Source organism: Mesorhizobium sp. WSM4313 (genome assembly GCF_002294725.1).
In the GTDB taxonomy this organism is placed as follows: domain Bacteria; phylum Pseudomonadota; class Alphaproteobacteria; order Rhizobiales; family Rhizobiaceae; genus Mesorhizobium.
In genome coordinates, this window is the sequence record NZ_NSFT01000008.1 from 65,395 (window position 1) to 80,266 (window position 14,872).

Annotated in this window: 22 protein-coding genes; 15 read left to right on the top strand and 7 right to left on the bottom strand. The window is 61.6% G+C overall.

All coding sequences use genetic code 11. From position 1 onward, the window contains the following. The first annotated feature begins 34 nt into the window (after window positions 1-34). Window positions 35-286, top strand: a complete 252-nt coding sequence (locus CK219_RS18975; RefSeq protein WP_348628340.1) for a hypothetical protein — start codon at window positions 35-37, stop codon at window positions 284-286. Window positions 287-314: 28 nt separating this feature from the next. Here the strand turns inward: CK219_RS18975 and CK219_RS18980 are convergent, their stop codons facing one another. Then, window positions 315-1,532, bottom strand: coding sequence for a pilus assembly protein TadG-related protein (locus CK219_RS18980; RefSeq protein WP_095768276.1), 1,218 nt, complete (start codon window positions 1,530-1,532; stop codon window positions 315-317). Window positions 1,533-1,812: 280 nt separating this feature from the next. Here CK219_RS18980 and CK219_RS18985 point away from each other — a divergent pair, with 280 nt between their 5' ends. The 6 genes from CK219_RS18985 to CK219_RS31730 all read left to right on the top strand — a co-directional run bounded on the left by CK219_RS18985 (window position 1,813) and on the right by CK219_RS31730 (window position 6,121). Further along, window positions 1,813-3,063: a pilus assembly protein TadG-related protein gene (locus CK219_RS18985; RefSeq protein ID WP_095768277.1), complete on the top strand. Its 1,251-nt coding sequence runs from the start codon at window positions 1,813-1,815 to the stop codon at window positions 3,061-3,063. Next, window positions 3,060-3,509, top strand: a complete 450-nt coding sequence (locus CK219_RS18990; RefSeq protein ID WP_245340527.1) for a TadE/TadG family type IV pilus assembly protein — start codon at window positions 3,060-3,062, stop codon at window positions 3,507-3,509. Before CK219_RS18985 ends, CK219_RS18990 begins: the two co-directional genes overlap by 4 nt. Beyond that, window positions 3,499-3,927 carry a TadE/TadG family type IV pilus assembly protein gene (locus tag CK219_RS18995; protein ID WP_245340528.1) on the top strand — a complete coding sequence of 143 codons (429 nt, stop codon included), beginning with the start codon at window positions 3,499-3,501 and terminating at the stop codon, window positions 3,925-3,927. The genes CK219_RS18990 and CK219_RS18995 overlap by 11 nt, the downstream gene beginning before the upstream one ends. A gap of 391 nt (window positions 3,928-4,318) precedes the next feature. Further along, window positions 4,319-4,618: a hypothetical protein gene (locus tag CK219_RS19010; RefSeq protein ID WP_176477071.1), complete on the top strand. Its 300-nt coding sequence runs from the start codon at window positions 4,319-4,321 to the stop codon at window positions 4,616-4,618. 118 nt (window positions 4,619-4,736) lie between these two features. After that, the gene (locus tag CK219_RS31725) at window positions 4,737-4,952 is read left to right on the top strand and encodes a hypothetical protein (RefSeq protein ID WP_176477072.1); all 216 of its coding nucleotides are present in this window, start codon (window positions 4,737-4,739) and stop codon (window positions 4,950-4,952) included. Between the two features lie 344 nt (window positions 4,953-5,296). After that, window positions 5,297-6,121: a hypothetical protein gene (locus tag CK219_RS31730; RefSeq protein WP_176477073.1), complete on the top strand. Its 825-nt coding sequence runs from the start codon at window positions 5,297-5,299 to the stop codon at window positions 6,119-6,121. Window positions 6,122-6,571: 450 nt separating this feature from the next. Here the strand turns inward: CK219_RS31730 and CK219_RS19030 are convergent, their stop codons facing one another. After that, entirely contained in the window at window positions 6,572-7,114 is a 543-nt protein-coding gene (locus CK219_RS19030; RefSeq protein ID WP_095768284.1) for a J domain-containing protein, read from the bottom strand. A gap of 336 nt (window positions 7,115-7,450) precedes the next feature. Between CK219_RS19030 and CK219_RS19035 the strand changes: the two genes are divergently transcribed. Together CK219_RS19035 and CK219_RS19040 are read left to right on the top strand one after the other, a co-directional pair. Next, a complete protein-coding gene (locus tag CK219_RS19035) occupies window positions 7,451-7,852 on the top strand; it encodes a cytochrome b/b6 domain-containing protein (RefSeq protein ID WP_245340530.1) in 402 nt (133 codons plus the stop codon). Window positions 7,853-8,194: 342 nt separating this feature from the next. Continuing rightward, complete coding sequence (locus tag CK219_RS19040) at window positions 8,195-8,602, top strand: hypothetical protein (protein WP_095768285.1); 408 nt, start codon at window positions 8,195-8,197, stop codon at window positions 8,600-8,602. A gap of 297 nt (window positions 8,603-8,899) precedes the next feature. Here CK219_RS19040 and CK219_RS19045 read toward each other — a convergent pair whose 3' ends face one another. Both CK219_RS19045 and CK219_RS19050 read right to left on the bottom strand, forming a co-directional pair. Beyond that, the gene (locus CK219_RS19045) at window positions 8,900-9,247 is read right to left on the bottom strand and encodes an exopolysaccharide production repressor protein (protein WP_224639865.1); all 348 of its coding nucleotides are present in this window, start codon (window positions 9,245-9,247) and stop codon (window positions 8,900-8,902) included. A 285-nt stretch (window positions 9,248-9,532) separates the two neighbouring features. Beyond that, the gene (locus CK219_RS19050; protein WP_348628341.1) at window positions 9,533-10,405 is read right to left on the bottom strand and encodes a DUF1236 domain-containing protein; all 873 of its coding nucleotides are present in this window, start codon (window positions 10,403-10,405) and stop codon (window positions 9,533-9,535) included. A gap of 271 nt (window positions 10,406-10,676) precedes the next feature. Between CK219_RS19050 and CK219_RS19055 the strand changes: the two genes are divergently transcribed. Together CK219_RS19055 and CK219_RS19060 are read left to right on the top strand one after the other, a co-directional pair. Further along, the gene (locus CK219_RS19055; protein ID WP_095768287.1) at window positions 10,677-10,976 is read left to right on the top strand and encodes a DUF1236 domain-containing protein; all 300 of its coding nucleotides are present in this window, start codon (window positions 10,677-10,679) and stop codon (window positions 10,974-10,976) included. Window positions 10,977-11,194: 218 nt separating this feature from the next. Then, window positions 11,195-11,416, top strand: coding sequence for a hypothetical protein (locus tag CK219_RS19060; protein WP_095768288.1), 222 nt, complete (start codon window positions 11,195-11,197; stop codon window positions 11,414-11,416). A 184-nt stretch (window positions 11,417-11,600) separates the two neighbouring features. On the opposite strand, the gene CK219_RS19065 is transcribed toward CK219_RS19060, so the two are convergent. Beyond that, window positions 11,601-11,951, bottom strand: coding sequence for a DUF982 domain-containing protein (locus tag CK219_RS19065; protein WP_095768289.1), 351 nt, complete (start codon window positions 11,949-11,951; stop codon window positions 11,601-11,603). A gap of 215 nt (window positions 11,952-12,166) precedes the next feature. Here CK219_RS19065 and CK219_RS19070 point away from each other — a divergent pair, with 215 nt between their 5' ends. The 4 genes from CK219_RS19070 (at window position 12,167) to CK219_RS19085 (ending at window position 13,799) form a co-directional block, all read left to right on the top strand. Next, window positions 12,167-12,466, top strand: coding sequence for a DUF1236 domain-containing protein (locus tag CK219_RS19070; protein ID WP_095768290.1), 300 nt, complete (start codon window positions 12,167-12,169; stop codon window positions 12,464-12,466). Between the two features lie 128 nt (window positions 12,467-12,594). Continuing rightward, entirely contained in the window at window positions 12,595-12,804 is a 210-nt protein-coding gene (locus CK219_RS19075) for a hypothetical protein (protein WP_095768291.1), read from the top strand. Between the two features lie 108 nt (window positions 12,805-12,912). Next, the gene (locus CK219_RS19080; protein ID WP_095768477.1) at window positions 12,913-13,167 is read left to right on the top strand and encodes a DUF2934 domain-containing protein; all 255 of its coding nucleotides are present in this window, start codon (window positions 12,913-12,915) and stop codon (window positions 13,165-13,167) included. Between the two features lie 89 nt (window positions 13,168-13,256). Further along, window positions 13,257-13,799, top strand: coding sequence for a dihydrofolate reductase family protein (locus tag CK219_RS19085; RefSeq protein ID WP_095768292.1), 543 nt, complete (start codon window positions 13,257-13,259; stop codon window positions 13,797-13,799). 121 nt (window positions 13,800-13,920) lie between these two features. On the opposite strand, the gene CK219_RS19090 is transcribed toward CK219_RS19085, so the two are convergent. Both CK219_RS19090 and CK219_RS19095 read right to left on the bottom strand, forming a co-directional pair. Next, window positions 13,921-14,130: a hypothetical protein gene (locus CK219_RS19090; protein ID WP_095768293.1), complete on the bottom strand. Its 210-nt coding sequence runs from the start codon at window positions 14,128-14,130 to the stop codon at window positions 13,921-13,923. A gap of 210 nt (window positions 14,131-14,340) precedes the next feature. After that, window positions 14,341-14,685 carry a hypothetical protein gene (locus CK219_RS19095; protein WP_095768294.1) on the bottom strand — a complete coding sequence of 115 codons (345 nt, stop codon included), beginning with the start codon at window positions 14,683-14,685 and terminating at the stop codon, window positions 14,341-14,343. Window positions 14,686-14,872: the final 187 nt, after the last annotated feature.

Below are 14,872 nucleotides of genomic sequence, written 5' to 3' on the forward strand. Positions count from 1 at the left end.
AGTCCGCGCCCCGGGCCGTTGACGGAGCGAAGGGATGGCGCTGGCGGAGGCCGCCATGGACAATTTCGAACTCATCGATCTTCTGTGCGTCATCGACGCCTGCGTGAGCGACCGTTCGGCCGGCCGTATCGTGCCGATGTCGAGGGCCGTCGAGGAGTTGCGCGTCCTGACCGGCGATTTCGTCTCGTCGGATGAGGACGCGGCCAACGCCTTGACGCAGGTCGCGCTCAAGCGCGGCTGCGCCGTGCTCTTCGACGAGCGAGCGGGCGCGGATATTGTCGACTAGGCGCGATCCTGGCGGAGGAGGTTGGCGCTCATTTCGTCAGGGTGATCATCCGGCCCGCATACGCCGTCCGGCCTCCGAGTTCGGCCGTGCAATCCGATTTCACGGCCGAGTTCCCCGTCATCGAGATGGTATCGCCGACCAGCCGCAGGCAACTGCCCTGGGCGTTCATATCCGAATTTCCGGCATAGGTGATGACGGCGTCCGGGGCGTAGATGAAGCCGCTGACCACGGAGCCCGATCCGCCGTTCAGCGTCAGCGCCTGTGTGTTGCCGTGACCCTGGTAGATGGTGATTCCGGCGTAGGCGCCGCTGGTGGGCGGCGACAGGTTCACCTGCTCGTTGGCGTTGATATAGAGTTGTGAGTTCTCCATCAGGAAGATCGTCACGCCCTGGCCGCTCAGGCTGCCGTTGCCGCCCGGCTTTATGGTGACGTTGCGCATGATGTAGGTGCCGGGATTGAGGGTGATCTTTCCCGACAAGGTCTTGTCGCAATAGGTGCCCGGCGAGAGCGTCACCGTTTTGCCATTGGGCACCGGCAGGCAGAGCGTGTAGGCGGGAGGAACGACGTCGGCCAGCGGATCGAACGAAGCATACTGGTTCTCATGCGGCGCGCCGCAGGAAAGCGTGGCGTTTGGCGGCGTCAGCCCTTGCGTGCCGCCGACCGTCGAGACGCAGCCGGCGCTGACGATCGCCGAGCCGCCGCGATTGACGGCGTCGGGCGCGTCTGAATTGGCCGCGATCACGCAGCCGTTCATCGCCACATTGGTCGAGCCCTGCAGGTTGACCGCGCCGTCGGCGTGCTGATTGAGCGCGAGCACGCAGGCTTGCGCGCCGGGTTTGAGCTTGACCGAGGCGGTGCGCGTCGCCTGCCAGGCCGGCATGCCGGCGACGAAGGCCGGCCGGCTGATACTCGACGACAGCGAAATGAAATAGGCGCCCGGATCGCCGCTCGCGCTGGCCTGGAAGGCGGCGAGGCTGCCCGATAGTTCCTGCGCGTCGGCTGCGCTCATATTGGCGGCGAAGAAGGTCTGGCCGAGTTGCTGCACGTCGCTTGCCGACATGCCTGGCAGGTATTTCGTGCCGATCGCCAAGCCGGCAGCGTCCAGCGAGTTCTGCAACTGCGCGGCGTCGTCGCTCGTGCCTATCAGGTCGATGGATGCCGCCACGCCAAGCATAAGCGGCACCATGGCGACCGCGGCTGCGATCGCAAAGTTGCCGCGCCTCGATGCCAAAAAACGTCCCAACATGGAGCTCGCCCTCGTCGTATGTCCGAGAGTGATATGCGCGCCGTCTCTACGGTCGATTTCCAAAATAGATAAAATGCAGAGAGAGCTAAAATGCATGGTTTTACCGACGCTTAAGCCTTAAGTCCGAGCCTTTATAGGCCTTAAGTCTTAGTGTGCGCGGCGCAAGGCGGGGGCAGCGGAGCGCTAGGGTCCCACCGGCAAAAATCGAGCGAAATAATTAGGCATTCGTTCATACGGCAATGATGACGTAACGGCTGGGATAGCTTGGGTGCGCTCGGCCATGGCCTTTTCAGGTCGGTTCATCAGAAATCTTTTTTCTCGACGCGGCTCTCGACGCTTTTGCGAAGGCAAGAGCGGCAATGTCGCCACCATTTTCGCGCTCACCCTGCCGGTCGTCGTCGGCGGCGCCGGGCTCGGCGTCGAGACCTCCTACTGGTACTATTCGAGCCTGAAGCTGCAGGCGATCGCCGACGCGGCCGCCTATGCCGGCGCGTTGGAAAAGATCGCCGGATCCAACACGGATGCCATCACCGCCGCCGCCGCGTCGTCGGCCGCCTCGAATGGCCTTGGCGCGGGCACCATCGTCGTCAACACCCCGCCGGCGTCGGGACCGAACACGGCCAAGAAGGCGGTCGAGGTCATCCTCAACCAGGATCTCGACCGGATCTTCACGTCCATCTTCACCCAGACAAAGGTGCCGGAGCGGGCGAGGGCGGTGGCGCTGATCACCGACGCCTCCAAAGCTTGCATCGAAGCGCTCAATCCGTCGGCCTCCCAGGCAGCACTTTTCTCAGGCAGCACCAGCGTCAAGCTGACCGGCTGCGTCATCATGGCGAATTCGATCGCCAACGACGCCATCAAGGTGCAGGGATCGGCGGGTCTTCAGGCTGATTGCTTGATCTCGGGGGGAGGCGTCGTGCTGAGCAATCCGGTGCCGATGGTCTGCAAGGCCCCGATCACCCAGGCGCTGCCGGCGGCCGACCCGTTCGCCAGCTTGCCGGCTCCCGCGGCTAGTGGCTCCTGCCAGAAGATCAACGGCAACAAGACGACGCAAACGATTCAGCCCGGGACCTACTGCAGCGGCATGAGCCTCAACGGCAATATCACGCTTTCCCCCGGTGTCTACGTCGTCCAGGGCGACATGAAGATCAACGCGGGCGCCGTCGTCCAGGGCAGCGACGTTACGATCTTCATGGCCGGCAGCAACACTGTCAGTATGAACGGCAACGCCACCGTGACGCTGGCCGCGCCGACCACGGGCACCTATTCGGGCGTGCTGTTCTACGGCGACAGGACGGGGACGGCGGCGCAAAGCACTTTCAACGGCACCGCGAACTCGCTTTTGACCGGGGCGATCTACTTCCCCAGGCAGCAGGTCAACTATCTCGGCAATTTCTCGGGCGTGAACGGCTGCACCCAGGTCGTCGCCGACACCATCCAGTGGTCGGGCAACTCGACCATCAACCAGGACTGCTCGAGCCTCGGGATGAAGGACATCCCGGCCGCTCAGGCGGTTGCGGTGGTCGAGTGAAATCCGCCGCTCGTCGATTGATGCCGGCCATTCGCGATGAAGCGGGCATCGCCGCGGTGGAACTCGCGTTTGTCTTGCCTGTCTTGTGCGCGGCCTTGCTCGGTATCATGGACGGCTGGTCCTATGTCACCGGTTCGCTGTCGATGCGCGCCGGTGTGAAAACGGCGGCCAACCTCGTGATGGCTGGCTCCGCTGACGACAGCGCGACCCAGACTGTCGCGCTGGCGAGCTGGGAGAACAAGCCTTCCGACGCGCAGGTTACGATTAGTCGCATCTACAAGTGTGGGACCACCGTGGTCGATGCGTCGACCTTATGCAGTGGACCGAAAGCGCCGTCCGTCTACGTCCAGATTCAGGCATCCGGCACCTGGATCCCGCCCTTCACCTTCGGCCCATACCCAGACAATACTTCGATGGGCCATGTGCAGGTGGTCCGTGTGCGCTAAACGAAGATTCCGGCTTTCGCCATTTGCGGCTAATGAGGCGGGCGGCGCCGGTCTCGAATTCGCGCTGGTCGCGCCTTTTCTCATCATGCTCCTGTTCGGCATCTTCGCCTTCGGCTGGTCGATGAACACCGTATCCAGCGTGCGCTACGCGCTCGAAGCCTCGGCGCGCTCGCTGCAGCTAAACAACGCGCTGACGCAGGCCGACATCCAGGCCGTCGCCACCCAGAAGCTGCAGGCGCTTGGCCTGCAGAATGTGAACGTCACCATCACCACCGATCCGGCGAGCGGCGGGTTCCGCATGGCACATGTCAATGCCAGCTATGCCTTTGTCATCAGCTTTCCCTATTTCAGCAATTACCCGATCAGCTACACCACCTCGGTGGCCGTGCCGCTGGTCGTCAACTCAACAACGCTCTGACGCAGTCCGTCGCCACGCAGAAGTTAAAGGCGTATGGCCTGCAGGAATGTGAACGTCACCATCACCACCGATCCGCCGAGCGGCGGCTTTCGCATGGCGCATGTCAGCGTCAGCTACGCCTTCGTCATCAGTTTCCCCTTGTTTCAGCGATTTCCCGATCAGCTATACCACCTCGGTGACCGTGCCGCTGGCCGGCGGTTAGAACCAATTCCAGGAAGACCGTAGGTGGTTGGGCCCGGCGGCGTCGCCGTAGCCCTCCGTCCGGAATTGCAAGGCACGCTGCTGCCGACACGCAGCGTCGATGCGTGTCTTAGCAATCTCTAAACTCGCAAGGCTGGCGCCAGCCCGGAATGCTAGAGGTTTGCTGTCATCCAATATCAGGAGCGCAGCCATGACCTCTCTTGTTGGAAGCCAGCACGGCGCAGGCGCCGTGCATCAAGCAAGCAGGCCCCGGGCGTCGGAAACTTTCCCGGGCAAGCGCGCCGAAAGCGTCGGCCACCTCGCGAAAGCCTCGGTTTTTGAGACGGACCCCGGCGAGCCGAATGCGCAAGGAAAATCCGCGTCCCGGATCGCCCGGATGGACCTGACCGTGCTTTCTCCGACCGGTTCAGGCGAAGGTCAGGAGCCGGAGACGGCAACCGACATGCCGACCGAGACTGATGGCACGGAAGATCCAAATCCTTCCGCTTGATGGCCGGCAAAAGCCAGGCCCGCTTGCACTTGGTGGCTAACAGCCTTCCGTTGTAGTTTTCATCTGGCCGGGAGCGTTGGATTTGGCGCTCGTGTCCTGTTGGCCAGGCGCCGCCTGCTTGGCACTGCCGGTCTGCTGCCCAGGCGCGCAGTCCTTCGCTGAATTCGAGTTGGTCGAGTTAGTCGTGGTCGTGTCTGTGCTCTGGCTGCTGGGCATCGTCGTTGTGGTGGACGACGAAGTCGACGACGTGCCCGACTGCGCCGTGGCCAGCCCACATGACAAAGCAACGAAGGCAGCTGTGAGAAGAATTCGGTTCATGATAACTATCCTTTAGGCAATGTCCCTTCGCTTGTTTAACCATCACCTTGCGGCTGGGTTCCGAGTTGCACATTTATTCCCGATTGCGGGGATGCGCTCCTGCATTACCTATTGGGACCATAGTCTGGCGGGACAAGGGCACTCATTGTTCCAAACGGCCCAGGGGCGCTCAGCCCTTTGTCTTTCCGTTAAATTTCAACAGGTTATTTGCGTTTTTCGCGAGAATTGCCGGGCGGCGGTTGCCACGCTCTCATTTCGCGACCGCGATTGCTTAAAGTTTATCCGACGCCGTTAGGAAATTCTCATAAGACGCTGCCTAGCGGTTGGGCGATAGTAACGATTCATCTGCGGAGAAGCACAATGACATTGCGAAAGACACTCCTGGCATCCCTGGCCATTCTTGCGCTCGCGGCCGCCCCCGCGCTTGCCGGCGCCGGCGGTAACGGCGGCGGCCACGGCAATGGCGGCAGCCATGGCGGCGGCAACGGAAACGGCGGCGGTAGCGGAAACGGTGGCGGCAATGCCGGTGGCAACGGCAAAGGCAACAGCGGCGCCTCGCATGGCAAGTCAGCTTCGGCTAGCGGCCACAACAAGGGCACTGACGCCACGTCGGACGACAGCTCGACCGACGACACGACCACGGCCGCCACGCCCAAGGACAAGAACATTCACGCCAAGCTCGGCCGGTTGAACTCGCTGCAGCGCAACATCAACGCCTATATGAATTCCAAGAGCAAGAAGTTCGCCGGCGTCCAGGCTTACGTGACGCAGGCCGCGGCAGCCAAGAACGCCCAGGCCAACCTCGACGCGGCAAACGCCCAACTGGCCGCCGACCAGAGCAAGCTCGCCGACCTCACTCAGCAACTCGCCGACCTCAACGCGACCGACACAAACGGCTTCACGCCCGAACAGCAGGCGGCTCTCGATGCGCAGATCGCCGACGTTCAGGGACAGATTGATGCCCAGAACGCCACGATCAGCACCACTGATGCCCAGGCGATCGCCGATGCGCAGGCCGTGGTTGACAACGCGCCGCCTCCCACCGATGCGTCCCTGGACGCTGCCCTTGCCGACATGGCCAACAAGCCGGTCGACGCCGACGTCACCGCCTGGGCCAAGGATACTTTGGCGGGCAAGATCGACGCGCAAGCCGCGGCCACGGCGACAACCACAACAACCCCATAAGGCCGGACGAACCGACCGGAGGGCGAGCGAAAGCCGCCGGGCCTCGCCCGGCGGTTTTTTGTTGACAGGGCGACGGGCGTGCCGTCTCCGGCAGAAAAATGGCTCGCCTCAGTCGAGACGAGCCAAAGCGGGAGCCCCATTGCCGGGTGCTGATCCCGCACCAGGTTGCCACCTGTTTTCCGGGGTGGCCGGCGGTCGAAACCGAGACGCCGGCTTGCGGACGTTCTACTGCGCGCCGCAGGATAATATATCGTGTTGCGACATGTTTATCGTCGGCATGACGGGCAGGCAATCCCTTTTGATCTTGCACCGGCCAGGAACGGAGTGCGCCACACAAGCGGTGAGGAGAGGACGGTCGATTCCTGCGGGATGTAGCTGTTCCTTCGTCGTGCCCGCCGCTGGTTCAGGCCAGCAGGCGGACCTTTGACGGTCAGGGCGACGCAAACCGGCTCATTCGGCGTGATCGAGCAGGCGGGTGACGTCAGGGCGATCCCGGCCCTGCTTGACCCCAGCGTGATCTATGCCTTCCACGGTGATCGCGAACGTGCCGTTCTCGGTCCTGCCGATGAAGCCCTTCGCCTTGAGGTACCACAGGTGGAACTCCAGGTGCTCGCGGGGGCAACCGGACAGGCGCTCGAGTTCGTCGTCGCCGATGCCCGGATTGTTGACGTCCCGCCGGCGCCTCACATAGAGAAGCGACAGCAGATTGGCCTGGATGACGGAATCCCGCTCCATGCCGCCGCCGTCGCGCGCTTCCTCCGTGAGTTCATGCCGAAGACCCAGATGCTCGCGGTAAAGGATATCGTATTGAGCCCGTTTGACGGGGTCGCGGAGTGTATTGTTGGCTTCAACGATCTCGCTGAAGCGCGATTCATTGCCGGTTTCCCGATTGTCGGGGTGATAGCGCATGGCAAAGTAGCGGAAGATCCGCTCGATGGTCTCGGAATTGGCGTTCGGGCTTATTTCCAGAACTTCGTAGTAGTCGATGAACATGTAATCGCGCTTCCGAAATGACGGAAACCACTCCCCCAAGCCCAAGCATTGCCCAAATGCTGCGCGCTTGCAAGGTGCCGGTCCTGGTCTCGAACCGCCAAGGCCGGCGCGAATGCCCGCCATACGAAAATGTAAGATTGTGGCCACAATTGCGGGAGCTTTCGAGCCAAATTCGGCCATCGTCCTCGCGACTATTCAACAACGTTAAGGCGTGGGACGCCTTGTATTCAGGGGAACGGACGCGATGGAAACCAGACATGGATATTCAATTTTTCAGATCGCGCTGCATGGCTGATTGCAGCGCTGGTTTTATTTCAGCTCTTCTTTGGTGAGAGCATGACGGTCGTCGTGGACGCCGCCGAAGACGGCCAGCCGGTATCGGCCACCGACCAGGCGCTAGGCTCAGCTCATTACTGGGTCGGCCTGTCCGTTCTTGCGCTTGTGCTTGTTCGGCTGGTCCTCAGGTTGGCATCCGGCGCGCCGGCCCCCGCCGGTCGTGGGTCGGGATGGATGCGGGTCGCCGCGCATGTATCGCACGGACTGTTCTATGTGCTGTTGCTGGCGACGCCGGCAATCGGGCTTCTTGCGTTCTATCTGGGCGATCCCTGGGGTGACATTCATTCGCTTGCCAAGCCGGCATTCATCGTGCTGATCGCCGTCCACGCCATGGCGGCGCTCTATCATCAGTTCTGGCTGAGGGACGGGACGCTGAAGCGCATGCTTTCGCCGGCCGGCTGATCGGGGAAATATGCCGGCCGGCGGCGTCTTGTGTCCGATAGCCGATCGGCAAAGGCTAGCGGCCTCGGGTCGGAAAAACCTTTGCCCCGTTGCGGTGGAATAAATTCCGGGCTTTGTTACGTTAGCTCTGCTTGAAATTCAGGTGGCAACCTGGATGGAGCCGACCTCAAGCCCGGCTCCCTTTTCGGCTCGCTTCGAAAGAGGCGAGCCATTTTTTTGCAAAACTAAACCTCGCGGCTTTCGCCCGAAGGCGGCACCGACTTAGGTGCGTCATGGCTAATATCGCTCGCACGATGTAGACTGCGCAGAGTCGGGTTTACAAAGGCATTGGGAGGACAACAAATGCCACGGGTATCGGAACTCTTCTTCAAGACGGCCATCGTCTTTCTCATCCTGGGCGTCGCCGCCGGACTACAGATGGCGATTTCGGGCGATCACGGTGCCTTTCCGGCGCATGCTCACATCAACCTTCTTGGCTGGGTCACCAGCGCCATTTTCGGCGGCTACTATGCGCTCAACCCGGCCAAGGCTGAGCGCCGCATCGCCATGATCCATTATGGCCTCTATACGGTCGGCATCGTGATCATGCTGCCGGCGCTCTACTGGATGCTGGCGGGAGGCCACCCGGAGATCGAGCCGGTCGTGGCAATCGGCTCGCTGATCGTCGCCGCCGCGGTGCTGGTCTTTGGCTTCGTCGTCTTCTCGTCGACGGAAACGGTGCGCTCGGCCTCACCGGCCACCGCGCGCTAGCTGGGCGAACCGAGCAGGGATTTCAGGCGGGCGCCGGCTACAGCCTCCGATCAAGGAGAGCTGCAGCCGGCGTTTGGTTGCGCCGCATCGATTTTGTTGATGGCGGCCCATCGCCGATGCAAAGCTAGTGGCGGTCTATCGGCTCCGATGCAACGGATGGCGCCTCAGGCCCTGGCGCCGAGGTGTAGCATGGCCTCTGCGGTCGAATTGAAGAGCAACGTGCCGGGCTATTGCGGCGTGGATGCCTGTCGAGAAGGAATAGATGATCGGTCCGCGGCCGGAACCGACGCAAAGCGATCAGGGAAGCAGTTTCGGGAACAGCCGTAAGATGAGGGCGTGGATGATGCCATCGCGCTCGAACGGTCCGGGCATCTTGGCGGGTGCCGCGCTTACGTCCGCTTTGCCTTCGTCGGTTACCCGGGTCTCACTGTGCACCAGCCAGAGCACGGCCACGAAATAGCCGGCCTGCAGAGCCACGGCCGCCAGGAATGTCCAACCGATCGCCATCCAGACAGATCCCGTGGACATGAAGGTCCAGCCGAGGATCGCTAGAAGCGTGCCAACCATTCCCACAAGAAACTGCGGAAAATACATTTGCCCAACCGAGCGCCGCGACCATATTCGGCCATCAGCGATCTCGCCCATATCTCTACCCATTTTGACCCATGCACCTTTTCCGGGTGGACCGCAAGCTTGAACGGTTTGCCGGCGGCCCCATTGCCCTTTCGTCCGGCCCCGACAGGGACCACGGACGCAGGACTTCCGCTGTGACAACTGGCAATTGCGCCGGATCGTTCCCTAGCCGGCGACATTCAAGTCATGCCTAATGGACCGCAGCGCATGCGGGCGACTGCCTGCCGGGTTCAAGATGCCTCTCCACGCAGAAAGGCCCGCCACCTGGGCGGGCCCTTGTCCGCTATGCTGACCGGATCAGCTCAGGATCACTACGATCTTGTAGGTGTCCGGGTCGACGATGACGATGCGTCCATCGGCCAAGACGAAATACTCATAGTTTTCATAAGCCGGAACGATCTTGACGATCCGGGCCGGCAGACGGTGCAGACGCACCTTGTGGCGCGGCACCTCGACGCCGACGGAGATGTCGAAGCTGACGTCGCGAACCGGTTCGACATGGCTCTCATGAATGACCTGCGTGATCTGCGTCCTCTGTTCCACCGTCACGTTATTGATCGACGCCGTCTTGTTCTGGTCGGTCTCGACGTTGGTGTTGCCCTGGGCGTTCTGCTGGGTGGTCGTGCCGGTCTTGCCCTGGGCGTTCTGCTCAGTCTGCATCTTGGTGGTGCCCTGAGCGTTCTGCTCGGTGGTCGTGCCAGTCTTACCCTGAGCCTGCTGATCGGTCTGGGTCTTCGTCTTGTCCTGGGCATTCTGCTGGGTGGTCGTACCGGTCTTGCCCTGGGCGTTCTGCTCAGTCTGCATCTTGGTGGTGCCTTGGGCGTTCTGCTCGGTGCTGGTGCCAGTCTTGCCCTGCGCCTGCTGCTTCTTCTTCTTCAGCTGTGTGTTGTCCTGGGCGTTCTGGTCAGTGTTGGCGCCTGACTGACCCTGAGCCTGCTCTTCGGTCTTCATCTTGGTCTTGCCTTGAGCCTGCTCTTCGGTGTTTGCGCCGGCCTTGCCCTGGGCGTTCTGCTGGGTTTGAGGCTTCATCTCACCCTGGGCCTGGCCGCCCGCCTTGCCGCCCTTTTGGCAATCGGCCGCGCCGGCCGTGCAATTATTGTCGCCGCCGCTCGGCTGCGCGGACTCGGTCTGCGCCATCGCGGCGCCGCAACCGACGCCGAGCGCGATCATGCTTGTGATCAGCAGATGTTTCATTGGATTTTCTCCTCGGAAAGTCGGTCCCTTCGCTTGGCTAACCCCGCCCGAAACGCATTGTTCCGAAATTGTTGCGGCTGTCGGAGGCCATGGTTTCGCGGAACACGGCGGCAGTTGTTTTTGACGGCGCCGGTTCAATTTTTGCAGGAACAAGGGTAGGCGAATGGCGTTACGACAATGCCGACCCGCTGTGGAAAATCGCAGGCGCAGCATTAAGGCGTTCAAGTCCACATAGGAGAGACGACCAATGAAAATGCACCTCACCTCCGCCGCCGCTGGCTTCCTGCTGCTTGCTGGCATTGGCGCGGCTGCCGCGCAGGATGTCGTGATCGCGCCGGAGCAGGAAACCGTCATCAAGGAATACGTGCATAAACAGCCGCTGGCCTCGGTTAAGATTCCGGGCGTCGAGCTGAATATCGGCAGCACGCTTCCCGACACGGTCGAATTACACGAAGTGCCCAACGTGAAATACCGTTACGTCGTCGTCGATAACCGGACGGTGATCGTCGACCCCGGTACCCGCAAGATCGTCAAAGTCCTCGATTGATCGGTAGCGCGCCAAATCGGTTGGCCCGCCGCCCGATTACGGCGGCGGGCCGTTAACCGATTATTATTTTGTTACCATATGCTAACGGAACCTTCCCGCTGCGCTTGAGTTAGCGGCTCTGGTTCACGTTGTCTCATAGACAACACAAACCAATGGTAACGTGAAGATTCGGGCGGTGGCGAACAAGTACGGGCGGGGCGAGGAGGAGTTTGACCAACATGTCGAAACGAGAAATCGGAACATCCCGTTCGCTCGGGATGCGTGTTGCCCATCTCAAAGCCAGGATGCAAGATGCCCGGATCACCGAGCATGAGATGAAGGCTTTCCAGAAGGTCGCGGCGATCATGGGCGGCGGCGAGGGCTCCCTACGCATCGAGGCCGACGATCTGATCGCCGCGTCCTTCGTTGCCGAGACGCTGGGCGAATCGGTGCCGAACTGACAGCGGCTACCAGTCGAGATCCCGGATCGTTTCAGCCCGACCGTCAGCCGGGAAGGCGGCGGTCGGCAGGCAAGATGGACGCCAGGAGGCGCCCGGCTTGCTCCCAGGATCGGCCGGCCAAATCCCAAAACTTGCAGGACAACGCCGATCGCATGGCGTGAGTCCGAACGCGTCGAGGCTGGGCCTAGCCAGGCACGTGCCGGTTTGGTGCCCGGCTTTCGCGTGCCCGGATTCGCCTGATCTTTGCTTCGCGCAGCACCGCGACGGGATCGGCGCCCGTCCATTCGATCCCGGCCTTCCGCGCGAAGACCAGGAACGCCTGCCGCGCCTTGTCGAGATCGATCTCTCCGCTCCGCGCCGCCTCACAGGCGCGGAATGCGTTGGCGTAGCTGCCGCCCCGCATGGCCTGGGGCCATTCCTTGAGAAAGTTCTGCATCGCGGTAAGAGAGGCGATCTCGCGCTTGAAGCCGGCACCCACCGCAATGGCCACGGGGGGGCGAAGTTCGATGTCGCTTCTGATGGAGCCTTCTTGCATGACTGCGGCATCCTTTGGATTTCAAAGACTTGGGCAGTTTCAATGCCTTCCAATGCGGAGCCGATGCGAAGGTTCCGCCAAATCAATTAGTCGCCGCTGACGGAACAACACCCTGCCGGCGGCGTTTGCCCCGGGAGCTCCCATGTTCGACCTGCTCGTGTTTCCGCCCCTGCGGAGGCAGGGGCGGAGCTCACCAACGCAACAGGAGAGAAACGATGAAAACCACCTTCATTCCAGCTGTCGCCGGCCTGGCTCTGATGGCCGGCATCGGCATCGCGGCCGCGGACGAGGTGATCGTCACCCCCGAGCAGCAGACCGTGGTCAAGGAATATGTTCACAAGCATCCGATCGCCTCGGTCAATGTGCTCGGCCTCGAGCTTGGCGTCGGCTCGACTGTGCCTGACACCGTCGAGTTGCAGCAGGTTCCGGACGTCCAATACCGCTATGCGGTCGTCAACGATCATACGGTGCTGATCGATCCCGGCACGCGCCGCGTTGTTCAGGTGATCGAGTAGATCCAGCCCTGGAAGAAGCCCGATCTCCGAAGCACTGGGCAAGGATCGGGCTCTTTTCGCATCCGGGCATAAGGCCTAAGATAGGGCAGTGGTTTGGGAGGCAACGAAGCGCGGAAGGAGTCGTTGCCATGCATCATCCACACGTCGAATCACCTGACATCGCACGCCAAGTCGACAAGCTTTTGGCCGAGCATAGGACTGGCCTGCTGTCGATGCACGAGGCGATTACCCTGCTGCGCCAGCGCACGGGGACCGATCGCTCTGACGCGGATTTAGCCGGATTGATTACAAAAAAGGCAGCGCATCTGGGTATCGCGGTCGTTACCGACGGACACTGAGCGAAATTGCCGTCCAGGTCGGGTCGCTTGTTCGTGATACCGAAGACGACACGCGAAAATTCGGCTAATGTTCGCGCCGGGGAACCGTCCCAACATCAGGAGGCGACAGTGACGGACGACAGGCACGAACGCATTCGCCAGCGCGCGCACGAGATCTGGGAGCAGGCCGGCCGGCCCGAAGGCGCTCATAAGGAGCATTGGGACCAGGCGACGGCCGAAGTCGATGCGGCCGGCAAGCCGAAAGCCAAGAGCCCGAAAAAGGCCGCCGCCGCCAAGGCCGACAAGCCGAAAGCGGCCAAGGCGGAGAAGCCCGCCAAGGGCCCTGCCAAGGCAAAGTCCCCCGCCAGGAAGACCAAGGCCTGACCGCCAGCCAAGGCCTGCACCCCTTTCCACCGGATCATGTGACGGTGCGACGCTCCGTGTGAGAACTGTGCCCGGAGGCTATACCGACCATGCGCAAAGTCGTCTTGATCATGACCATGTCGGTCGACGGATATGTCGTGGGGCCGGTAGGAATGTCGACGGGCGGTTTTCCTGAACCGGCAGAGCTCAAGCGGTGGAAACTCGATCGCATCAGTCGCGCTGGCACACACATCATGGGCCGCGTGAGTTACGAGGAAATGGGGCCGTACTGGCAAAAATCCGAGGATGCCTATGCCGCGCCGATGAACGACATCCCCAAGGTCGTGTTTTCGAAAACCCTGAAAGAAGCGACTTGGCCAGAGTCCTCCATAGCGAAAGGTGACCTGCACGAGGAAATCGCTAAATTGAAAAAGCAACCCGGCGGCGAAATCATTGCATGGGGCGGCGCAGAGTTCGCTCAGGCGCTGTCGAAGGCCGGGCTGATTGATGAGTATGTCATCCTGACTCGGCCGATCGCCTATGGCGGTGGCAAACCGCTATTCAGCGGTTTGACGGACGCGCTCAAGCTAGATGTCCTCGTGACGGCCGCTTACGATAATGGCACCATGCTTCGCATCTACGCTCCCCGCTGAACCGTCACGACTTCTGAGCGAAGTCTTCGACCATGGCGGCCGGCTGACCGGCACGCTCGGCATCGCTGCCGCCAGCAGCCACGCCGGCGGCATGCGGTTGCTATTAAGCTATAAGAGGAGGCTACCGCGTCCCTTGCTTTCCGGCGTATCGCGCGACCGCGCAGAGGAAGGCAAGCGCTGCCATGTCGCAAGCTGCCCGTGACGGCGACGGACCCTTGGCGAAAAGGACCGCGTCGGCAACCGGGACCGTCAGGCCATGCTTGCGGGCGAATGAAGTGACTTCGTAGGGCTGATCGTCAGGCTGTATGCTGATGTCGATTTGTTGGTCCATCAAAACGAATTCCTCCCTGGTATACGGCTTTACCCTCCTTCGCCTGCGCAGAATTAACGCCCGGCCGCTCGCCCGCGTCCACCAATTGGCGATTGTGTGAAACGATGCATTTTTCGAGGCCCAGAGCCGAGGGTTGCAGCGACATGATTGTTCGCGTCGCTGGCGGCCTTGGAGTTCCTTCCCTTCTCAACGGAAGAGGTCAGAACGCTCTCACCACGCATCGCTCGATCGGGCACACCTGACCCCCGCGGCGATCATCGCGCTTTCGCATTCGCTGATCAGCCTGAGGTTGCGCAAATACCGCGCCGCCGTCTCCGGCAGCCAGGCCGCGCACGCCTCGACATAGGCGCGGCCATGCACCAGCGTGCCGGTCGAAAGCCGCTCCTCCTTTTCGGCGATCACCTTCAGATATTGCCGGATGAAGCGGATGTCGTCGGCGATGTCCTGGCTGGCCATGCGCCAGGCGCCGGCAAGGCGTTCGCGCTCGGCGAGCGGCAAGGGCGACAACAACGGATGGGAGAGGTCGGCAAAAGCGGCATGGTTCGCGGTGTTCAAGCAAATCCCCTCAAAAGGAAGGGAAGTATCGTACTTTACGTACGAAAAGCAATCAAGCGAGATTCGTACAATTTGAACGACAAAATAGGTTAGATAAAACGGTTACAACCATCGGCATCTCCCATAGGGAGATGGGCGCCTGGCCCAACTGACACCGCAAAAAACCGCTTTCCCAGCACCGTAAACA